At 52.1% G+C, this 16,739-nt stretch carries 14 protein-coding genes; 3 read left to right on the forward strand and 11 right to left on the reverse strand.

All coding sequences use genetic code 11. The features are described from left to right. Positions 1-15 precede the first annotated feature (15 nt). From D3P08_RS23225 to D3P08_RS23245, 5 genes are all read right to left on the reverse strand, one after another. On the reverse strand, positions 16-1,575 hold the full coding sequence (locus D3P08_RS23225; RefSeq protein WP_119602520.1) for an extracellular solute-binding protein: 1,560 nt from the start codon (positions 1,573-1,575) through the stop codon (positions 16-18). 58 nt (positions 1,576-1,633) lie between these two features. Continuing rightward, on the reverse strand, positions 1,634-2,518 hold the full coding sequence (locus D3P08_RS23230) for a carbohydrate ABC transporter permease (protein WP_119602521.1): 885 nt from the start codon (positions 2,516-2,518) through the stop codon (positions 1,634-1,636). 20 nt (positions 2,519-2,538) lie between these two features. Then, positions 2,539-3,501: an ABC transporter permease gene (locus D3P08_RS23235; RefSeq protein ID WP_119602522.1), complete on the reverse strand. Its 963-nt coding sequence runs from the start codon at positions 3,499-3,501 to the stop codon at positions 2,539-2,541. Between the two features lie 177 nt (positions 3,502-3,678). Next, positions 3,679-6,012 carry an AraC family transcriptional regulator gene (locus D3P08_RS23240; RefSeq protein ID WP_119602523.1) on the reverse strand — a complete coding sequence of 778 codons (2,334 nt, stop codon included), beginning with the start codon at positions 6,010-6,012 and terminating at the stop codon, positions 3,679-3,681. 202 nt (positions 6,013-6,214) lie between these two features. Next, the gene (locus D3P08_RS23245; protein ID WP_119602524.1) at positions 6,215-6,877 is read right to left on the reverse strand and encodes a rhamnogalacturonan acetylesterase; all 663 of its coding nucleotides are present in this window, start codon (positions 6,875-6,877) and stop codon (positions 6,215-6,217) included. Positions 6,878-7,078: 201 nt separating this feature from the next. Here D3P08_RS23245 and D3P08_RS27980 point away from each other — a divergent pair, with 201 nt between their 5' ends. The 3 genes from D3P08_RS27980 (at position 7,079) to D3P08_RS23260 (ending at position 9,908) form a co-directional block, all read left to right on the forward strand. Continuing rightward, the gene (locus D3P08_RS27980) at positions 7,079-8,215 is read left to right on the forward strand and encodes a LytTR family transcriptional regulator DNA-binding domain-containing protein (RefSeq protein ID WP_119602525.1); all 1,137 of its coding nucleotides are present in this window, start codon (positions 7,079-7,081) and stop codon (positions 8,213-8,215) included. A gap of 140 nt (positions 8,216-8,355) precedes the next feature. Beyond that, positions 8,356-9,201, forward strand: coding sequence for an ABC transporter ATP-binding protein (locus D3P08_RS23255; RefSeq protein ID WP_119602526.1), 846 nt, complete (start codon positions 8,356-8,358; stop codon positions 9,199-9,201). After that, complete coding sequence (locus D3P08_RS23260; protein ID WP_119602527.1) at positions 9,198-9,908, forward strand: ABC transporter permease; 711 nt, start codon at positions 9,198-9,200, stop codon at positions 9,906-9,908. The genes D3P08_RS23255 and D3P08_RS23260 overlap by 4 nt, the downstream gene beginning before the upstream one ends. A 196-nt stretch (positions 9,909-10,104) precedes the next feature. On the opposite strand, the gene spoIIE is transcribed toward D3P08_RS23260, so the two are convergent. The 6 genes from spoIIE to D3P08_RS23290 form a co-directional block, all read right to left on the reverse strand. Further along, positions 10,105-12,597, reverse strand: coding sequence for a stage II sporulation protein E (gene spoIIE / locus D3P08_RS23265; protein WP_119602573.1), 2,493 nt, complete (start codon positions 12,595-12,597; stop codon positions 10,105-10,107). 672 nt (positions 12,598-13,269) lie between these two features. Further along, complete coding sequence (locus D3P08_RS23270; RefSeq protein ID WP_119602528.1) at positions 13,270-13,770, reverse strand: S1 domain-containing RNA-binding protein; 501 nt, start codon at positions 13,768-13,770, stop codon at positions 13,270-13,272. Positions 13,771-13,959: 189 nt separating this feature from the next. Beyond that, on the reverse strand, positions 13,960-14,262 hold the full coding sequence (locus D3P08_RS23275) for an FtsB family cell division protein (RefSeq protein WP_162848579.1): 303 nt from the start codon (positions 14,260-14,262) through the stop codon (positions 13,960-13,962). Further along, entirely contained in the window at positions 14,262-14,879 is a 618-nt protein-coding gene (yabQ, locus tag D3P08_RS23280; RefSeq protein ID WP_240647720.1) for a spore cortex biosynthesis protein YabQ, read from the reverse strand. Before yabQ ends, D3P08_RS23275 begins: the two co-directional genes overlap by 1 nt. Next, the gene (gene yabP / locus D3P08_RS23285) at positions 14,876-15,163 is read right to left on the reverse strand and encodes a sporulation protein YabP (RefSeq protein ID WP_119602530.1); all 288 of its coding nucleotides are present in this window, start codon (positions 15,161-15,163) and stop codon (positions 14,876-14,878) included. Before yabP ends, yabQ begins: the two co-directional genes overlap by 4 nt. Before the next feature lie 66 nt (positions 15,164-15,229). Continuing rightward, on the reverse strand, positions 15,230-16,684 hold the full coding sequence (locus D3P08_RS23290; protein WP_119602531.1) for an amino acid permease: 1,455 nt from the start codon (positions 16,682-16,684) through the stop codon (positions 15,230-15,232). Positions 16,685-16,739 lie beyond the last annotated feature (55 nt).

Consider the following 16,739-nt stretch of genomic DNA (forward strand, 5'->3'; position numbering starts at 1 on the left):
GTCTATCTGCATTATTTATTGCTGAGATTCTTTGTAGAGCTTATTGATCTCCTCGATATAATCGTCGCCGCCGGTCTCTCTCCACAGCTTAATTGCCGCGTCCAGCCCCGCATCGTCGATTTGTCCGACGATGTATTGAATCCTTGCGTCCGCTATAATATTGTCGAGCTGCTGCCCCTTTTGCGCGTACACTTCGGACACGAGCGGCTGGGCCGGGTTGGCCACGACGATCTTTTCGTTCGCCGCCTGAACCTCGGCAATCATGTTGTTAATCGGCGTTTGCTCCAGCGTCGGCGCAACCGGCCCGATGAACGGGAGCATCTGGTTCAGGCCGTTATATTGCTGCAGCACGGCCGGCTCCAAATTCTCTTTCGGAACGATATAACCGTCCACCATATCGTAGTGGGTGCCTTCCACCCCGTAGCCAAGCAGCAATTGCATCTCCACATCGCCAAGCTTATCGATGAAGGCGAGCACTTTCTTGAGCTCCTCTTCCGTTTTCACAGCGGATTTCGAAATTGCCAGCATACCCGCATAGCCTGTCGTCGGCATGTCCCGATGCCCCTTCGGACCGACCGGCGCCTGGTATACGGATGTATACGATTCGTCTCTAGGCTCCTTCTCCTGCATGGAAGCATTAAGGCGGCGGGCATTATCCGCCACGTCCACGAACGCGCCGGCTTCTCCATTCACGAACGGATCATTCCACACAGCCGAATCCATGACCGCAAAATCTTCATTGACGAGCCCTTCTTCATACAGCTTACGGAAGAACTTCAGCGCTTCTCTGTACTCCGGCGTCATGTGCGTCGGCACCAGGTTGCCGCTGCCGTCGTCCCCCCAGCCGTTAGGCGCTCCGAACCATACCTGCATAATATCCCACGGACCCGCATATTTCGTAACGACAATGCCGTATGTGTCGTCCTTGCCGTCTTGATCCGGATCCTTCTCTTTGAACGCTTTCAAAATATTATAAAACTCGTCGATCGTCTTCGGCGGCTGCAGGCCCAGGTTATCCATCCAAACCTGATTCAGCGTCAGCCCCATTCGGCCAAGGACGCGTCCCCGGTAAACGCCGTAATTTTTGCCGTCGATGGAGGAATTGTTCAGCACAATGTCATTCGCCATGCTGAGGTTCGGGTAATCCTTCAGGTAAGGGCCCACTTCCCAGAAGGCGCCGGCGCGGGCCGCGCTAATAAAGCTCGGCGACTTGTCGACAACCATAATGGTCGGCAGCTGCCCGGACGCAAGCGTAATATTGACCTTATCCGGGTAAGAGCTGTTCGGCACGAACTGAATGTCCAGATCGGTATTCGTGTACTCTTCCAGCTGCTTAATGACAGGGCTGTCGGCGCCCGGAAGATTGGTATCGAACGATTGCATCATGATGCTGATTTTATACGGCTCCTCTTCAGGCGTCTGCCCGCTGTCTGAAGGCTGTGCGCTTTGCGGCGGCGCGCTTTCCTTGCTGCCCTCCGTATTGCCATTTCCGCCCGAGCAGGCCGAAAGCAATAACACCGACGACATAACGAGCAGCGCGAGACTTTTTCTTAACCTGGACTGATCTCTTTTCATGAAATACCCTCCTCTTTATAAATGAGATTGCCTATATAGATATCACGTTCGTGATGATCTACCCTTTGATGGAGCCTAAGAGAACGCCCTTCGCAAAATGCTTCTGCAGGAACGGATACACCAGAAGAATCGGCAGCGTTCCGACCACGATAACCGCCATCTTCACCGACTGATCCGGCGGCTCGACAAAATTCGGATCCAGATTGCTCATATCGCCCGCCGCCATCTGCGACAGCATGACGATTTCCCTTAAAATGACCTGCAGCGGCCACTTCTCATGGTCGTTCAAAAACAGCAGCGAGGAGAAAAAGTTATTCCAGTGGCCGACCGCGTAGAACAGACCGAACGTAGCAAGGATCGGCTTCGACAATGGAAGCACGATGCGCCACAACACCCCCAGATCGGTACAGCCGTCGATCCGAGCCGATTCCTCTAGGCCTGGCGGGAGCTCTTGAAAGAAGTTTTTTATAATTATCATATTGAAGGCGCTGATTGCGCCCGGCAAAATGACCGCCGCGTACGTATCCAGCAGACCGAGCTCCTTCACGACCAAGTAACCCGGAATCATGCCGCCGCTGAACAGCATCGAGAAGATAACGAGATTCATCATGATATTCCGGCCCATCAAGTCCTTGCGGGATAACGAGTAGGCCATTGTAAACGTAAACGCCAGGTTGACCAGCGTGCCGGCAATCGTAATGATGACCGAGTTAACGATGCTTCGGGAGACCGTGTCCGTCGAGAAAATGTATTGATAAGCCGCTATTGACGGGTCCCGGGGGAAGATAAAAAATTCCCGTTCAATCAGCTCCACTTCCGTCGCGAACGACCCGGCGATGATGTATATGAAAGGAAGCACTGTAACCAATGCCAGAAGCCCAAGGAACAAATAGTTGAAGCCGTCGAATATTTTCTCGCCAATCGAATCGTGCTTGCTGTTCATCGTGATTCACCTCTCTCCGTTTAAAAAATTCCTTCCCGTCCGAAGCGCTTAGCGAGACGGTTGCTGCCGTAAATAAGCAGGATGCCGACAACCGATTTAAATAAACCGATGGCCGTGCTATAGCTGAACGCTCCTTGCGTAATGCCGACAAAGTACACATACGTATCGAAGACATCCGCGACCGACCGGTTAAGCGAGTTGGTCATCAGGAAAATTTGCTCGAAGCCGTTGTCCAGGAAGCTGCCCAGCCGCAAAATCAACAGAATAATGATCGTGCTGCTGATCGCGGGAATGGTTATATAGATCAGCCGCTGGAAGCGGTTCGCGCCGTCGACGACCGCCGCCTCATATTGCTCCATGTCAACGGAAGCGAGGGCAGCCAAGAAAATAATGGTCCCCCAGCCGGAATCCTTCCACATCATTTGAAGAATAATAAGGGGCCGGAACCAGGATGTATCCGCCAGGAAGTTAATCGATTTCCCGGTGATCGCGGAGACAAGCTCATGAATAACGCCGCCAGACGTCGTCAGGAACACGTATGTCATACTGGCGACAATCACCATAGAGACAAAATGCGGCACATACACCATCGTTTGAACGACGCGCTTGAAGAAAGCCAGCCTTACTTCATTCAGCAGGAGCGCCAGAATAATCGGGGCCGGGAAGAAAAAGACGAGATCATAGACGGCCAGTATCAGCGTGTTACGCAGAAGCCGGAAAAAGTCCGGGTTGGCGAAAAAGTTTTGAAAGTGCTCGAAGCCTACCCATTCGCTGTTCCAGAAGCCAAGAAACGGCTGGTAGTTTTGAAAGGCGATCAGCACGCCCCACATGGGCAAATATTTGAACACCAAGAAGTACAGCAGGCCCGGCATTAGCAAAATATACAACCACTTGTCTTTTTTCAGCTTCGATAACCATCTCCTCCGCCTGGGGATGGCCTTCCGGATGGAAGCATCCGATTCAGATCGCAGCGCCGTGTTCATCGACTCACCCTTTCTTTACATTCGCTACATTCGCTCCGAAATGGTATCGCTTACATTTTTGAGTATCCACGCTGCGGGCAAGACATTCAATTCTACATTTTTGCATAAGAAAAGCCTTGAATATCAAGGCCTTAAGGGAAGTATGGAACTATTTTGGCGGGGTGGTACACTTTTGTTTCAAGCCTCCGCCTGCTCTCTGAATTGCCCCGGGGTAATGCCGACCTGCTTTTTGAAGATCCGGTTAAAATACCGCTGCTGATAGCCGACTTCAAGGGCGATGTCGTTAATTTTCAGATCCGTTTCGCGAAGCAGCGCCTTCGCCTTTTCGATTCGAAGCTCCGTCACGTAGTCAATAAAGTTAATGCCCGTGAACTGCTTGAAATATTTGCTGAGCGTATACGTGTTGGTGCCGACCAAGTCCGCGCAGAGCTCCAGCGAAATATCCGCCGTATAGTTGGCGTGAATGTAGTCGATCGTCGATTCCACGAGACGCTTCAGCTCAGTGTTCGCCTTCGCTTCCCTCTCCTCAATAAACGGCGCGATGACCCTTCGCTTCATCCAACGGAGCATCTTCTCCGGCTCGCGGATTAACGATAACTGCCCGAACATGTTCTCTCCGTGAAACAGCTGGTGCGGGCTGATACCCGACTGCAGGATGGCGTGCTGAATCGATCCGAATAATTGAAGCATGCTTTGCTGCACGAGAATTTCGGTTCCGCGGGCGGAGAGCACATCCTCTAAAAATAAAGTGACCAGCCGCTCCGCCTCCTCCTTCTCGCCGGCTCTCATCGCATGGATGATATCGCGCTCAAGCGCAAAGGGGTAATGCATCTCGCTGCCTTCGGAGTGGGCGGATAGACGTTCCATATGAATCAGCTGGTTCTGGTTGACGAATTTCCGGTAACCGGTCGCCCGCTCCACCTCCAGAAACATATCGGGAATTTGCTGGATCCTCTCCATCTGCCCGCTGATTGTAATCGTAACCTGCATTTGGATAATGCCGTTGATGGCCTTCGTAATGTCCGTCCCGAGCGTCTGGAGTTGTTCGGAAATCAAGGCTCCCTTCGGGTACATTACCAGTACGGCGACCGTTAAGTCGTGAAAGTTCATTACGCTGTATTGGTCGAATTGCTGCGCCGCAAGCTCTTCGATAATATTGGAGGCCGCAAATGTCACCAAGCTTTCATCCCCATGCGAGAATCGCTCGGTTAGGACGTCATACCCCGTCAGCTGGATATGCAGAATCCGGAAATGATGATCTTCAATATCCCAGCCGTACAGCTTCATTCTCGCTCCCAGGTCCTTCTCCGTATACGAGCTTAAGTGCCCTTGAAGCAGCTGAAGCAGAAAGCCCGATCTTACATGGGTTCTTTGCTCCTCGAGCCGCATTTGAAGATTCAAGCTTTCATTATGCAGCTCATTCCACTGCTTCTCTAGAAATTGAAACTCGTCCATGCCATGCTCCAGATTCTCGCCCCTATTCCCCGCAAGAATGTGCAGCAGCCTCTTCACCGGCAAGTATACCCGCCGCGAGGCAAGCCATGAGAGGATTAACGCCAGCAGCAGACCCGAGGCGCTTACGATAAAGATCGTGTTGGAAATCTTCACGACCGTAGAGGTGATGGCTGTGATAGGAGTGGCCGAAATATAGGTCCACTCGGAGGTGATGCGCGCAAGCTTCCCATAGGAAACGGAATACGTAATCCCGCCTTGCTCGAACACGAACGTGCCCGAAGGCGCTTCCCGGCGAAGAACCTCGCCGCGCAGCGTCTCACCCATATCCGTCTCTTCGGCATTATCCGCAACGAGTACTTGTCCGTCCTTATCGAGGAGCATGGTAAGCCCTTCATTGTAGGGAGTCATCGTCTTCAGCAAATTAATGACTTTGTCCCTCTTAAGCTCTGCAACGAGCACCCCGAACGGCGAGCTGCTGTCTCCCGGAATTTTATGAACGAGCACAATCGGTTTCTCCGTATCCGCTCCTTCTCCCTCGGTAGCAGGCAGCATATCCGACCAATAAATATTCGTTCCTTCCTCGATTAAGCGTTCGAAGCCGTCGATCTGCATGCGGTCGCGGTCGTCCAGCATATAAAACTCGGGCTGGAACAGCACCGTGTCTTCTCCATTAATATAAAGCTGGACTTGGTTGATCAGAGGATGGGAGCCTTGGAGCATAAACAGCGTTTTCGTAATATCCCATGTCTCCTTGAAGTGATAGACGAAGTTCAGCTCCTTCAAATTGGAACCGAACCGCGGGTTAAACGCCCAATGCGAAATATCCAGCTCCACGGAGCTGAACTGATCGTCTATATTTTGCGCGCGCTCCTCAATTTGGTTCTGATGAAGCTCGCTGATGTTCTTCTCCATCGGGCCGACCGCAATCCAGTACGTAGACACGCCTATGATCAGCCCCGGAACACTTGCGGCAATTAAGAACCAGATGAAGCTTTTACGGTAAAAGCTTCTATTCTTTCTCCCTGTCTTCACGGAGCCGGCAATCCGCAGCAGCATGCTCTCTCACCATCCCTGAAAGTAAGTGTAAAAGAAACCGCTTACAAATAGGTTTATGCTTGTGGTCACCCGTTTTATTTGTAAAAGTATACTTGATTGCATACGAATGTGCCATGTAAAAAATAGGGTATCCGCTTCCCCCTTTCTAATTTGCAGTTGTAACCGGTTGACGATCCTTCGCCTCCTTCCGTTCACGAGATGATTATGATTCCAACACCGTGAATGAGGACAGCCGGATAGGAAGAGCTTTTACTTCGTCCGCCACGAGTCTCGCGATCCGCTCGGCGCCCGTTTCGGTAAAATGGGTATGATCGGTTCCGTTCACAGCGACCATAAAAAAGCTTTTCGCCTCCTCGTAACCGACCGACGCGTAATGCTCCAAGCTCCTGCTCATCAAATCGATGATCAGGACATCTTCCTCGGCGGCTACCTGCTTCATCGCTTGGCAATAGTCCGGGAAATCATTGATGAACACGCCGTTCTCCACATGCAGCCTTCCAACCGGCGTAACAAGCACCGGTATGGCTCCGCGGCTGCGAGCCCCGTCGACATACAGCTTCAAATAGGATTTGTAATCGGTATAAGGTTCCGTATAGCGCTCAGGCCTGCTCTTCGTGGAGTCATTATGGCCCATCTGCACAAACAAATAGTCGCCTTCCCTGATCTCTTCCAATATTTCATGCAGGCGGCCCTCCTGAATGAATGTCTTCGAGCTTCTGCCGCCAATGGCCCGATTCCTGAAATGAACCTCATCCGAGAAGAAATCGGCGATATATTGTCCCCAGCCTGCTTGCGGCGCATGCTCCCGGTCGTACGTCTGCACCGTAGAATCGCCCGCGAGATAGACGTTTATTTTGCTTGCCATGCCACCCACTCCGTTTCTTGCTTTTTTTGCCAAACCCTCTTCCCGCTTATTGTAGGCATTCGTTCCATCCCCGGCAATTGCACTTTTTTGCAAGGGCCGTTTCCAACGCCAAACGGTTAAATCTTGAACAAAAAAATGGTATCATATTCGGATATGGAAAAATCAAGGTAGACAGCTCAACAATTGAAAGGAACGAACTGCATGTCCTTACTCCAACTATCTCAGCTAACGAAGACGAAACAAAATGTCGTATTGCTTCCGGCAATTGATTTATCGATTAACGGAGGACAGTGTGTCGCCATTCAAACCAATTATGAACAAGGCCTTTTATTAATCCGCTTAATTCTGGGGATGATTCCGGCATCGGGCGGATCCATTCTTTTTCATGGAGAGACGCTTTCCCGGAAGGAACAAGTCCAGAAGATAGCCGTTTATTTTCAGGGAGACGGTGTGTATGAGCGGCTTAAGGTTCGGGATTATTTGTTATTTTGGGCAAAGCTGTACGGTGTCCGGCCTTCCATTCCGGATGTTCTTCAACTGGCGGGACTAGCCGATAAAGCCGATGTCACGATCGCGAAGATGAATGATTCGGAACGAAAAAGGCTTCATTTCGCCAGAATGATTGTGCAAGACCCAGACTTGCTTGTATTCGAAACGCCCGAACAAAATCTTGATATTGAGAGCTGCATGATTCTCCGCAATATGATGGTCGAGCTCGCCAAGCGGGGAAAGGCGATTCTAGTCACGGCCTCATCGCTCGAGAGCGCGATATCGATGACGGACGAAGTCTATTCTTTATTGCATACCGGATTAAAGAAAATCGAGACAAAGGATCCGGACGAAGCTGCTTTGAAGGATCCCATTCCGAACGAGCCGTTGTCGGAAGCAGCCGTGCAGGATCATCTTATCCTAGAGGAAGAGCTGCCTCCATCCTTCCCGGAAGACTCGGAGAACGCAGGCGGCAATGAGGCGGCTGCGGCTTACGAGATGCCCCGACCGCTGAAGCTGGAGAAAATCCCGGCCAAAATCGAGGATAAAATCATCCTGTTCGACCCTCTTGAAATCAATTATATCGAAAGCAATGAGGGCCTATCTCAATTGCATCTGAATGCGGATGTATTCCCTTGCGCCTGGACCTTAAACGAGCTTGAGGCAAAGCTGAAGGCATATGGCTTCTTCCGATGTCATCGCTCTTATATTGTGAATCTGCAGAGAGTGCGGGAGGTCATTACATGGACAAGAAACAGCTTCAGCCTTGTGCTCGATGATCCGAAAAAAAGCTCTATCCCGCTGTCAAAAAACAAATATGACGCGTTAAAAGATATTTTAGGCATCTAAAACAGGCGCTCCATTCGCCTTAAAAATTGCATCGTTCAACCCCGCAAACACGCTTTTCATCCCGAAATTACTGCGGTTCTGCCGCATTCGGATTACGATAGGTGACGTAAGACGAGACAAACGGGAGCGAGGTTGATCAGATGCAGCCAATCATTCAAGTGAACCAACTAACAAAGGCATACGCAAATAAAAAGGCGCTAAACGGGATCAGTTTTCAAATTCATAAAGGCGAAATTTTCGGATTTCTAGGACCGAGCGGATCGGGGAAAACAACGACTGTAAAAATATTGACTTCGCAATTACTGCACACATCGGGCGATGTCCGCGTATTCGGGAATCCGATCGCTCAGTCAAGACATGCCCATTACTTAGGCCGTATCGGTATTCTGACGGATAATAGCGGGTTATATGAGCGATTAAGCATATATGATAATTTGGAGCTCTTTTGCAAGCTATACGGCATTCCGATTCAGCGGATTGAGGAAGTGCTTACGGAAGTCAATTTAGCGGCGGAACAGCGAACGCTCGTTAAGCAGCTGTCGAAAGGAATGAAGCAGCGGGTAACGCTGGCCAGGGCAATCCTTCATAAGCCGGAGCTGCTGTTTTTGGACGAGCCTACTTCCGCTCTGGATCCGGTCAACAGGCAGCATATCCACGAAGCGTTGAGAAAGCTGAATGAGGCTGGCACCACGATTTTTTTGACCACGCACGATATGGAGGAGGCGGAATCGCTTTGCGGACGCATCGCCTTCATCAACGGCGGCAAAATTGAGGCGATCGATACGCCGCAGCAATTGCGATTGAATCATTCGGATAACACAATCACGTTGACAACCAGGCAAGGCCGCGTGACTGTGGAACGCGACGATTCGGGTGCGGCTCGTATTGCCGAGCTCATTCGAAAAGGAGAGCTTCTTGCCATCCATTCCAACGAACCAACTTTAGGCGATATTTTCGTACAACTGACGGGGAGGAACCTGCAATGACATTTTCGATGGTACGTTTTCAGGCGATTGTAAAAAAAGAGTGGAAGGACGCGGTTAAAAATCCGCAAATCCTGCTGCTGGCGGCATTGCCGATCTTATTTGCTCTAGTGTTCGAGGGGATGGCCGATAATCGTTTGGATATTATCAGTTACCCGGCATTGCTGGCATTGTCGATGACGGGCGCTTTCACGCAATCGACGATGGTTTGCGAGGAGAAAGAGAAGCATACGCTCCGCGTGCTGATGCTGTCGCCGGCAACCGTTGCGGAAATATTGCTTGGCAAGAGCTTGTTAACTGCCCTGCTAACGCTGGTCGTTATGATCATCAGCATGATCATTGTCGGGTTTCCGGTTTATCATTTCGCTTACTTGGCCCTGATGCTCCTTTTTTCGCTCGTCATGTTCCTCTCTTTCGGCACCATTATCGGTTTATTGTCGCGTACGGTTTCCGAATCCTCCATTATCGGATTGCCTGTCTTGCTCATATTCGTGATGGGACCGTTCTTTGCGCCGGATCTCGGCGGAGACGCTCTTGTCAAAATTGTGGATTACTTGCCGACTCAGCAGTTTATGCATGCGCTGTCCGCCCTAACGGAGGATGGAGGCTTCAACGAAATCAAATGGAATTTGCTTAATATTGCCGTATGGACCGCAGCGTCGCTCGTCGTATGTCTGGTTACCTATAACAAAAGACGATTTGATAAATAATGTGAAGCGAGGTGTTTCCCGTGAATAAAACCGTTAAATCCATTTTACAATTTGTGGCCGCCGCCCTAGTTACGATTATTATCGTATCCATCGTCAAGTCGCTGTAAGGATTCTATTCCATCTTCATCGCAATGCTTACAGCCCAGCCGCTTGTGCGGCTGGGCCCCATCGTCTTCACACGTTCCAACGGTTTCTCTCAGCTCACCGTCCTTGGCCGCTCCATGCGGGTGACGCCCGGCCAGCGGAAGGAAGCCCACTCCGGCAGGTGCTTGTCCACGCGCGCGACGAGTACGGTCATATCGTCCACGATCTCACCCTCGTGGTAACGCACGACTGTCTCAAGAAGGGTATCCGCAATTTCTTGCGGATCGTCGGTCTTCATCTCGCTGATGATGCGCTTCATCCATAGCTCCTTATTCACGGCATGTCCCGGCGCGTCATAGATGCCGTCGCTCATCATCACGAGCGTGTCGCCCGGCTGCAGCTGCATGGAGACGAAGTCGACGTCGATATCTTGAATGATTCCGATCGGCAGGTTGTTCGCCGTAATCGGAATGACTTCCTTGCCTCGTTTAATGAAGCTTGGCGTAGAGCCGATCTTCATAAACGTCGTATGCGCGGTATATAGATCGACGATCGCCAGGTCAACCGTCGCGTAGATTTCTTCGGAGGAACGAAGCAGCAGGACGGAGTTCACCGATTTCACCGCCAGCTTCTCATCCATCCCCGACTGCAGCAGCTGCTGCAGGATGGATAATGCCGCGCTGCTCTCCTGGCGCGCGCGCTCCCCGTTGCCCATGCCGTCGCTAATTGCGACCGCGAATTTTCCGTTGCCAAGCTCGACCAGGCTGAAGCTGTCTCCCGACAGCAGATCGCCGCCTTTGGCCGCGCCGGCCACGCCCGTCTCGATTTCATATTGCTTCGCCGAAGCGAAGGTCACCATCGTTGGCTCTCCGTGCTTAGCCGGCGGCACTTCCGATTTCACCGCGATGTGCTCGCCGAGAATGTCGCTGAGCAGCGGCGCAATGATTTTGCGGCACTCGTCGAAGCCTTTGTCGAACGAATGGTACACCTCGATTTCTACGTTCCCCTCCTCCAAATTCACGATATCGACGCCTTGAATGGATAATCCTAACCCTTCCACCGCCTCCCGTATTTGCTCCTCTTGCAGATGCAGCGTCTGCCCTTCGCGTTTGATCTCCCTGGATAAGTCCTCCATGACCTGGGAGACGCCGAACAATTGATCCGCGACAAGCTGCCGGGAGTCAAGGATCTGCTTCTTCCAATGCTTGTTGTTTTGGTGAAGCTCATACTGATGGCGCATCGTGGACAAGACCTGAGCCGTTTTCTTGCAATGAGCGGTCCACGACCTCGGGATATCGTTGGCTGCCGGCACCCGGTTCTCCTCGACCGCGGTTATCATCTCCGTCATCATTTTATGCGTGTTATAGAACTTCTCCTCCCAGCACGCGCTCTGCCAGTGGCAGTTGGCACAGCTGCGTTCCGCAACCGCATTCATGAAATGTCCGATTTCCTCCTCCTTTTTCACCACCGTTACTTTTTGATTAAGCTGGCCAAAGCTTTTTGATAACTGCCGGAACACATCCGAAAATTGAGTGATTCGCTCCGCCGTCACCTCGCGCACCCGCTTCGCATATTCATGCTGCGACTTGGCGTGCTCGAACGTGCCCGGCACATAACGCGCAATCGTCCGAATGACCCCGCGAGGCGTCAGCATCAGCAGCGTTGCGGCCGCCACCGATTCCCAGGTCGAACTCATCACATCCGGTCCTGTTCCTATATATATCGAAAGGATGGACGTTCCGAGCAGCATGCCGAAAGCAGCCGCCATCTTCCCTCCATCTCTTAGTAACCCCGCAAGCAATCCCGCAAAAGCCAGCATACTCATCTGCACAATCGCGCTGAAATCCGCCAAGCTTAGAATAAGGCCTGCCACAACGCCAACCGAAGCGCCAAGCGGCGCGCCTCCCGCCATCGCGAACAGCAGCAGCAAATACCTGGACATGACATGCTCCGCCGACATGCCGTAGAACACCCAGCCCACAGCGCCGGTCATTACGGAAGCAAGCAGAATCATCACGCAAATGATCTCCTCATGCTTCAGCGCCGCCGATTTTTTCGTCATGGTCAGCACAGGGATCGCATGAATGAACACCAGTGTCAGGACAAATGCCAGCCCGGCCTCTACTACGACAAGCATGAAGTTGTACCAGCTAAGCGTATCGCCGATGAACACGCCGAACATTTGGACAAGCAGCGTAGAGACGAACACGAGGATCGGCGCAGTGGAGAGCTCCGCTCTCTCGTAAGCCTCCAGCCCCTTCATCAGTAAGAACAGCACCGCGATCTCCATCGCGATCCACAGCGGCTGCGGATCGGGGGCTAACCAGCTCCCTGCCACGAGCGACACGGCGATCCAGCCGTAAATATCCTTTCTCATAAAATAAATGACGGCAAAATAAGCAGCGGCAAACGGCATCAGCGATTCGAGAATGACGGCTCGTCCAAGCAGAAAGGCTACTGCGACGAGCAGGATCGTCCACTTCTTCGCGAGGAGCATCGAGGCCGTCCCCTTGACGGCCCTCATGTCCCTCACCCTTTGCGCGGCGTTCCGCAGCAGCCCTTCCCGCTTCACCGCGGGATTCTGAATCACGCTCTCCTTCTTCATCATGAACAAGCACCACCATTTCCGAGTTTATTGTGTTTCCCATTATAGGAGCTTGTCCGGATGAAGTTTGTCAGTTATCGTAGCACGGCAAAAAGTTTTTTCCGACAAAAACGCGGGGAGCGCAGTCATTGTCATGAGCGTGTCAAACCTGCGGCTGTACTGGCTTTGCGCGAGTTACGCCTAGGCGTTCGCTGTCGCATCCGTCAACAAAATGCACGCTTGCGGGATGGCGAATCTATGCGGGAACCTGTCGGGAATAGAGGAGGATCGGAGAAAACTATTTTTCTGGAGTAGGCATATTCGGTAAACCGACTTTTCCGCCATGGCGGTCGACAGGGATAGCGCAAATGCCGCGAATGCCTCGCCGCGCGGCTATTGGCCATGCGGTTGCTGTCGCACGAACTGGTTTTTCCTTCGGCGCCGTGCAATCGCACACGACCGCCCCCTCCCCCACCGGTAACCGCCTTTTCGACGCTACTGCACTGCACGACCAACCCCCTCCCGCCAGTAACCTCTTTTTTCGCAATCAGCTCGCGGGCTCGTATGGGCTCATGAGACTGATGTCGACAGAAGGAGGTTTTACACTGCTGTGGCCTACTCAGGCGCGCAACTAACAAAAAAAGCAGAGCCGCAAAGGCCCTGCTTCGTATTTAGCGATGAAATGATTTTAAATTATACACGCTTGGCTCCGCGTCCGCCGCGTTTGCCTTCCGTATTCTTCTTCAGGGAAGAAATACGCTCTTCACTATCTTTCAAGAAGCGTGACATTTTATCCTCGAATGACGGTTTGCCGTATGACGGTCTGCCAGACGATTGCTTGTTGAAGGGACGTCCGCCTCGGTCTTGTCCTCCGCGGTTGAAACGATCTCCGCCGCCGCCGAATCCGCCTGAGCCGCCGGAGCGCTCGCGTTGCGGTGGGGGCCCTTGACCTTCCGGCCGATCAATGGCTTGCTTAATCGAAAGTCCGATCTTTCCGTCTTTGTCCACGTTGATCACTTTGACTTTCACGATGTCATCAATCTTCAGGTGATCCTTCACGTCCTTGACGTAGTTGTCGGCAATCTCGGAAATGTGAACTAGACCCGTGACACCTCCCGACAAGTCGACAAATGCCCCAAAATGCGTGATGCCCGTCACTTTTCCTTCTAACTTGGCGCCCACTTCAATTGCCATAAAATAAAATGTTCCTCTCTCAAAAGTTTTATTAAATCGGTCCGCTTGTCTCCAAGCGAGTAAGGAACAAAACCTACCTCATCAGCAAGGGCTGCGCCCCGCCTCGTCAGCAAAAGTCTTGTATCTATCGTGATTATAACCGAATCGCCGAAGCAAGGTCAACAGACGTTCACCCGACCCGCCGCCCGATTAATCGCTAAAGATCTGCTGTTCTCCCTCTTTGACCATCCCTTGCTGCTTGGTCGCAATCTGAGAGATGTATTCGGGATCGTTGAGCCGCTCGATTTCGCGCTTCAAGCGCTCCGTCTCCGCGCGGGTCTCTTCAATACCGCTTTCAACGGTGGTCAGCTTGGAGTACGTCGCCTTCTGCTGCTGCATTTGGCCAAATAACGTATAGCCCGCCCAGCCCATAAACAGGACGATGAACATCATCCATAGCTTGTACCGACGCTTGGCGGCTGACGCGGTTTTGTTCGCAGCTGCAGTTGCCATTATCGTTTCTCCCTCCTGAACCATCGATTCCATATCGTCCGAATGACAGCTAGTCCCTTCATGAGACGCTCGCCGAATCGCAGCTTTTCCCAATATGGCCTTAGCCATCGTCCAAGCGGACGGGTGATCGGCTTAACCAGCCATCGCAATAAAAGCCAGATCGGACGAACCAATTGTACCACAATCTTGAGCAGGAAAATAGTGAGCGCAGACCCAAATCCTAAAATTACAATGACGCCTTTATAAAGCAGAATGAGAGGCTTCAGGATCACAATCTGGATAAACTTCACGATAAAAGCGATCAAGCTGCGAACAGCTCCGATCAACCATTTCACCGTCGCGATTACCGGCTTGCTGAGCAGCCAGTAGTAAAGAATGACGCCGATAGCTAGTCCCAGGAAAACGTATGCCCGCACCTCGCCATTGTTGCTGGCATACAGCATCCGGAATACGACGACTGCCGCCGCCATCCAGTACATAATATCAAGCACCGGCAGCCACCACCGCGGAAATCTCAGCTCGTTCGACACGACGCGGTATCCATCGAATACGACGCCCATCCCGAGACCGGATAACAGCATGACGGCCACCGTCATCCATTGCATGCTAAGCGTCACTTGAACAGCTTCCCGAACAGCCCTTTGGATTTATTTCCGGCTGTCGCACCATCAAGATAGGCGAGGGAATGCACGTAACCTTCAATTGCAACCAGCCCTTGCTCCAGGCTTAGATGCTTAATATGCAAATTCTGCCCCGTGACAGTGAGAAAACCCAATTCCGTCTCCAGCAGAAACTCTTCACTGTCGAAGCTCTCCACGTTCTTAACGCCGGTCAGCTCCAGCAGCTTCCGATTGACCAGCCTGATTTCCTGATTCTTCTGCCCTTTGCCCGCTTCAACCATAGACTCGTCCCCCGCTTCGTTAATTTCTCTATTACTCTATGGGGGAGAGACTAGGTTTAGAACAGGCTATTCTTCTTTATCGAGCTTACATTCCTTCAGCGGGATGACCCGGGTCCGATGCTTCCATTTGTAGCCCAAATAAATGAGCAGGAACAGCGGTAGTCCGATATAGGTCGCGATGACCCCCATCCAATTGATCGAGCCTTCGAGGAATTGCGCATACCCCTGTCCGACCATTACGATGAAACAAATGACAAACGCCAAAATCGGTCCGAACGGGAACCACCTCGCCCGGTAAGGAAGCTCGTCCAGGCTCCGATTCTGCGCTTTGAAGGCCCGGCGGAACCGGTAATGGCTGATCGCGATACCGATCCACGCGAGAAATCCGGACATGCCGGAAGCGTTCAGCAGCCAGGTATAGACAACGCCTTCCCCGAACAGCGACGCCAAAAACGCGAGCATGCCAATGGCGGCTGTTACCGCAAGCGAAGCGACCGGAATGCCTCGCTTATTCAGCGCCCTCAGCCAGGACGGCGCTTTTCCTTCCTTCGCCAGCACCCATAGCATACGGGTCGACGCATACATGCCCGAAGTGCCGGCGGATAGAACGGAGGTCAGAATGATCGCATTCATGACCGACGCCGCAAACGCCAGACCCGCTCGCTCGAACACGATGGTGAACGGGCTGACCGCAATATTTTCGATACCGGACTGCAGAAGCAGCGGATCTTTATAGGAGATTAAGGCGCCGACGATAAAAAGGGAGATGATGTAGAAAATCAAAATCCGCCAAAAAATCTGCTTCACCGCTTTCGGCACATTGCGAGCAGGATCCTCGCTCTCTCCCGCCGCAACACCGATCAGCTCCGTTCCTTGAAAGGAGAAGCCGGCTGCCATAAAGACGCCGAATATCGCAAAGAAGCCGCCGGGGAATGCCGTCTCTCCGGGCTTTGCCCATTGGATGCCGCTGTAGTCTCCGCCCATAATGCCAACGATCATCAGCAAACCGATCACGATGAAGATAATGACCGTCGCTACCTTCAAGAAGGAAAACCAGTATTCCGATTCCCCGTATGCCCGGACGGATAAATAGTTAATGCCTGTCATAACGGCTAAAAAGATAACGCTCCAGAGCAGCGTCGAAGAATTCGGCAGCCAAAATTTCACGATTAAATTAGCCGCAGCAATCTCGGCCGCTATCGTGATGGCCCAGTTGAACCAATAGTTCCAGCCTAAAGCAAAGCCGAACGCCGGATCGACAAAATTGGTCGCATAAGTGCTGAACGACCCCGGCACCGGCATATAAGCCGCCATCTCGCCAAGACTCGTCATGAGAAAATAGACCATGAGGCCGATAGCGGCATAAGCGACCAACGCGCCGCCGGGTCCGGCCGAATGGATCGCTCCGCCGCTGGCGAGGAACAGTCCCGTTCCGATCGAGCCCCCAATGGCGATCATGGTCATATGGCGGGCCTTCAAGCCCCGCACAAGATTATCGTTGGTATTGCCTTTCTTATCCATCCTTCAAAAAACTCCCTTTTCTTAGATGTGTGTAGGTTTTGTCAGTTGGGAGCAT

Origin of the sequence: Paenibacillus nanensis (genome assembly GCF_003583765.1) — a bacterium.
Classification (GTDB): domain Bacteria; phylum Bacillota; class Bacilli; order Paenibacillales; family Paenibacillaceae; genus Pristimantibacillus; species Pristimantibacillus nanensis.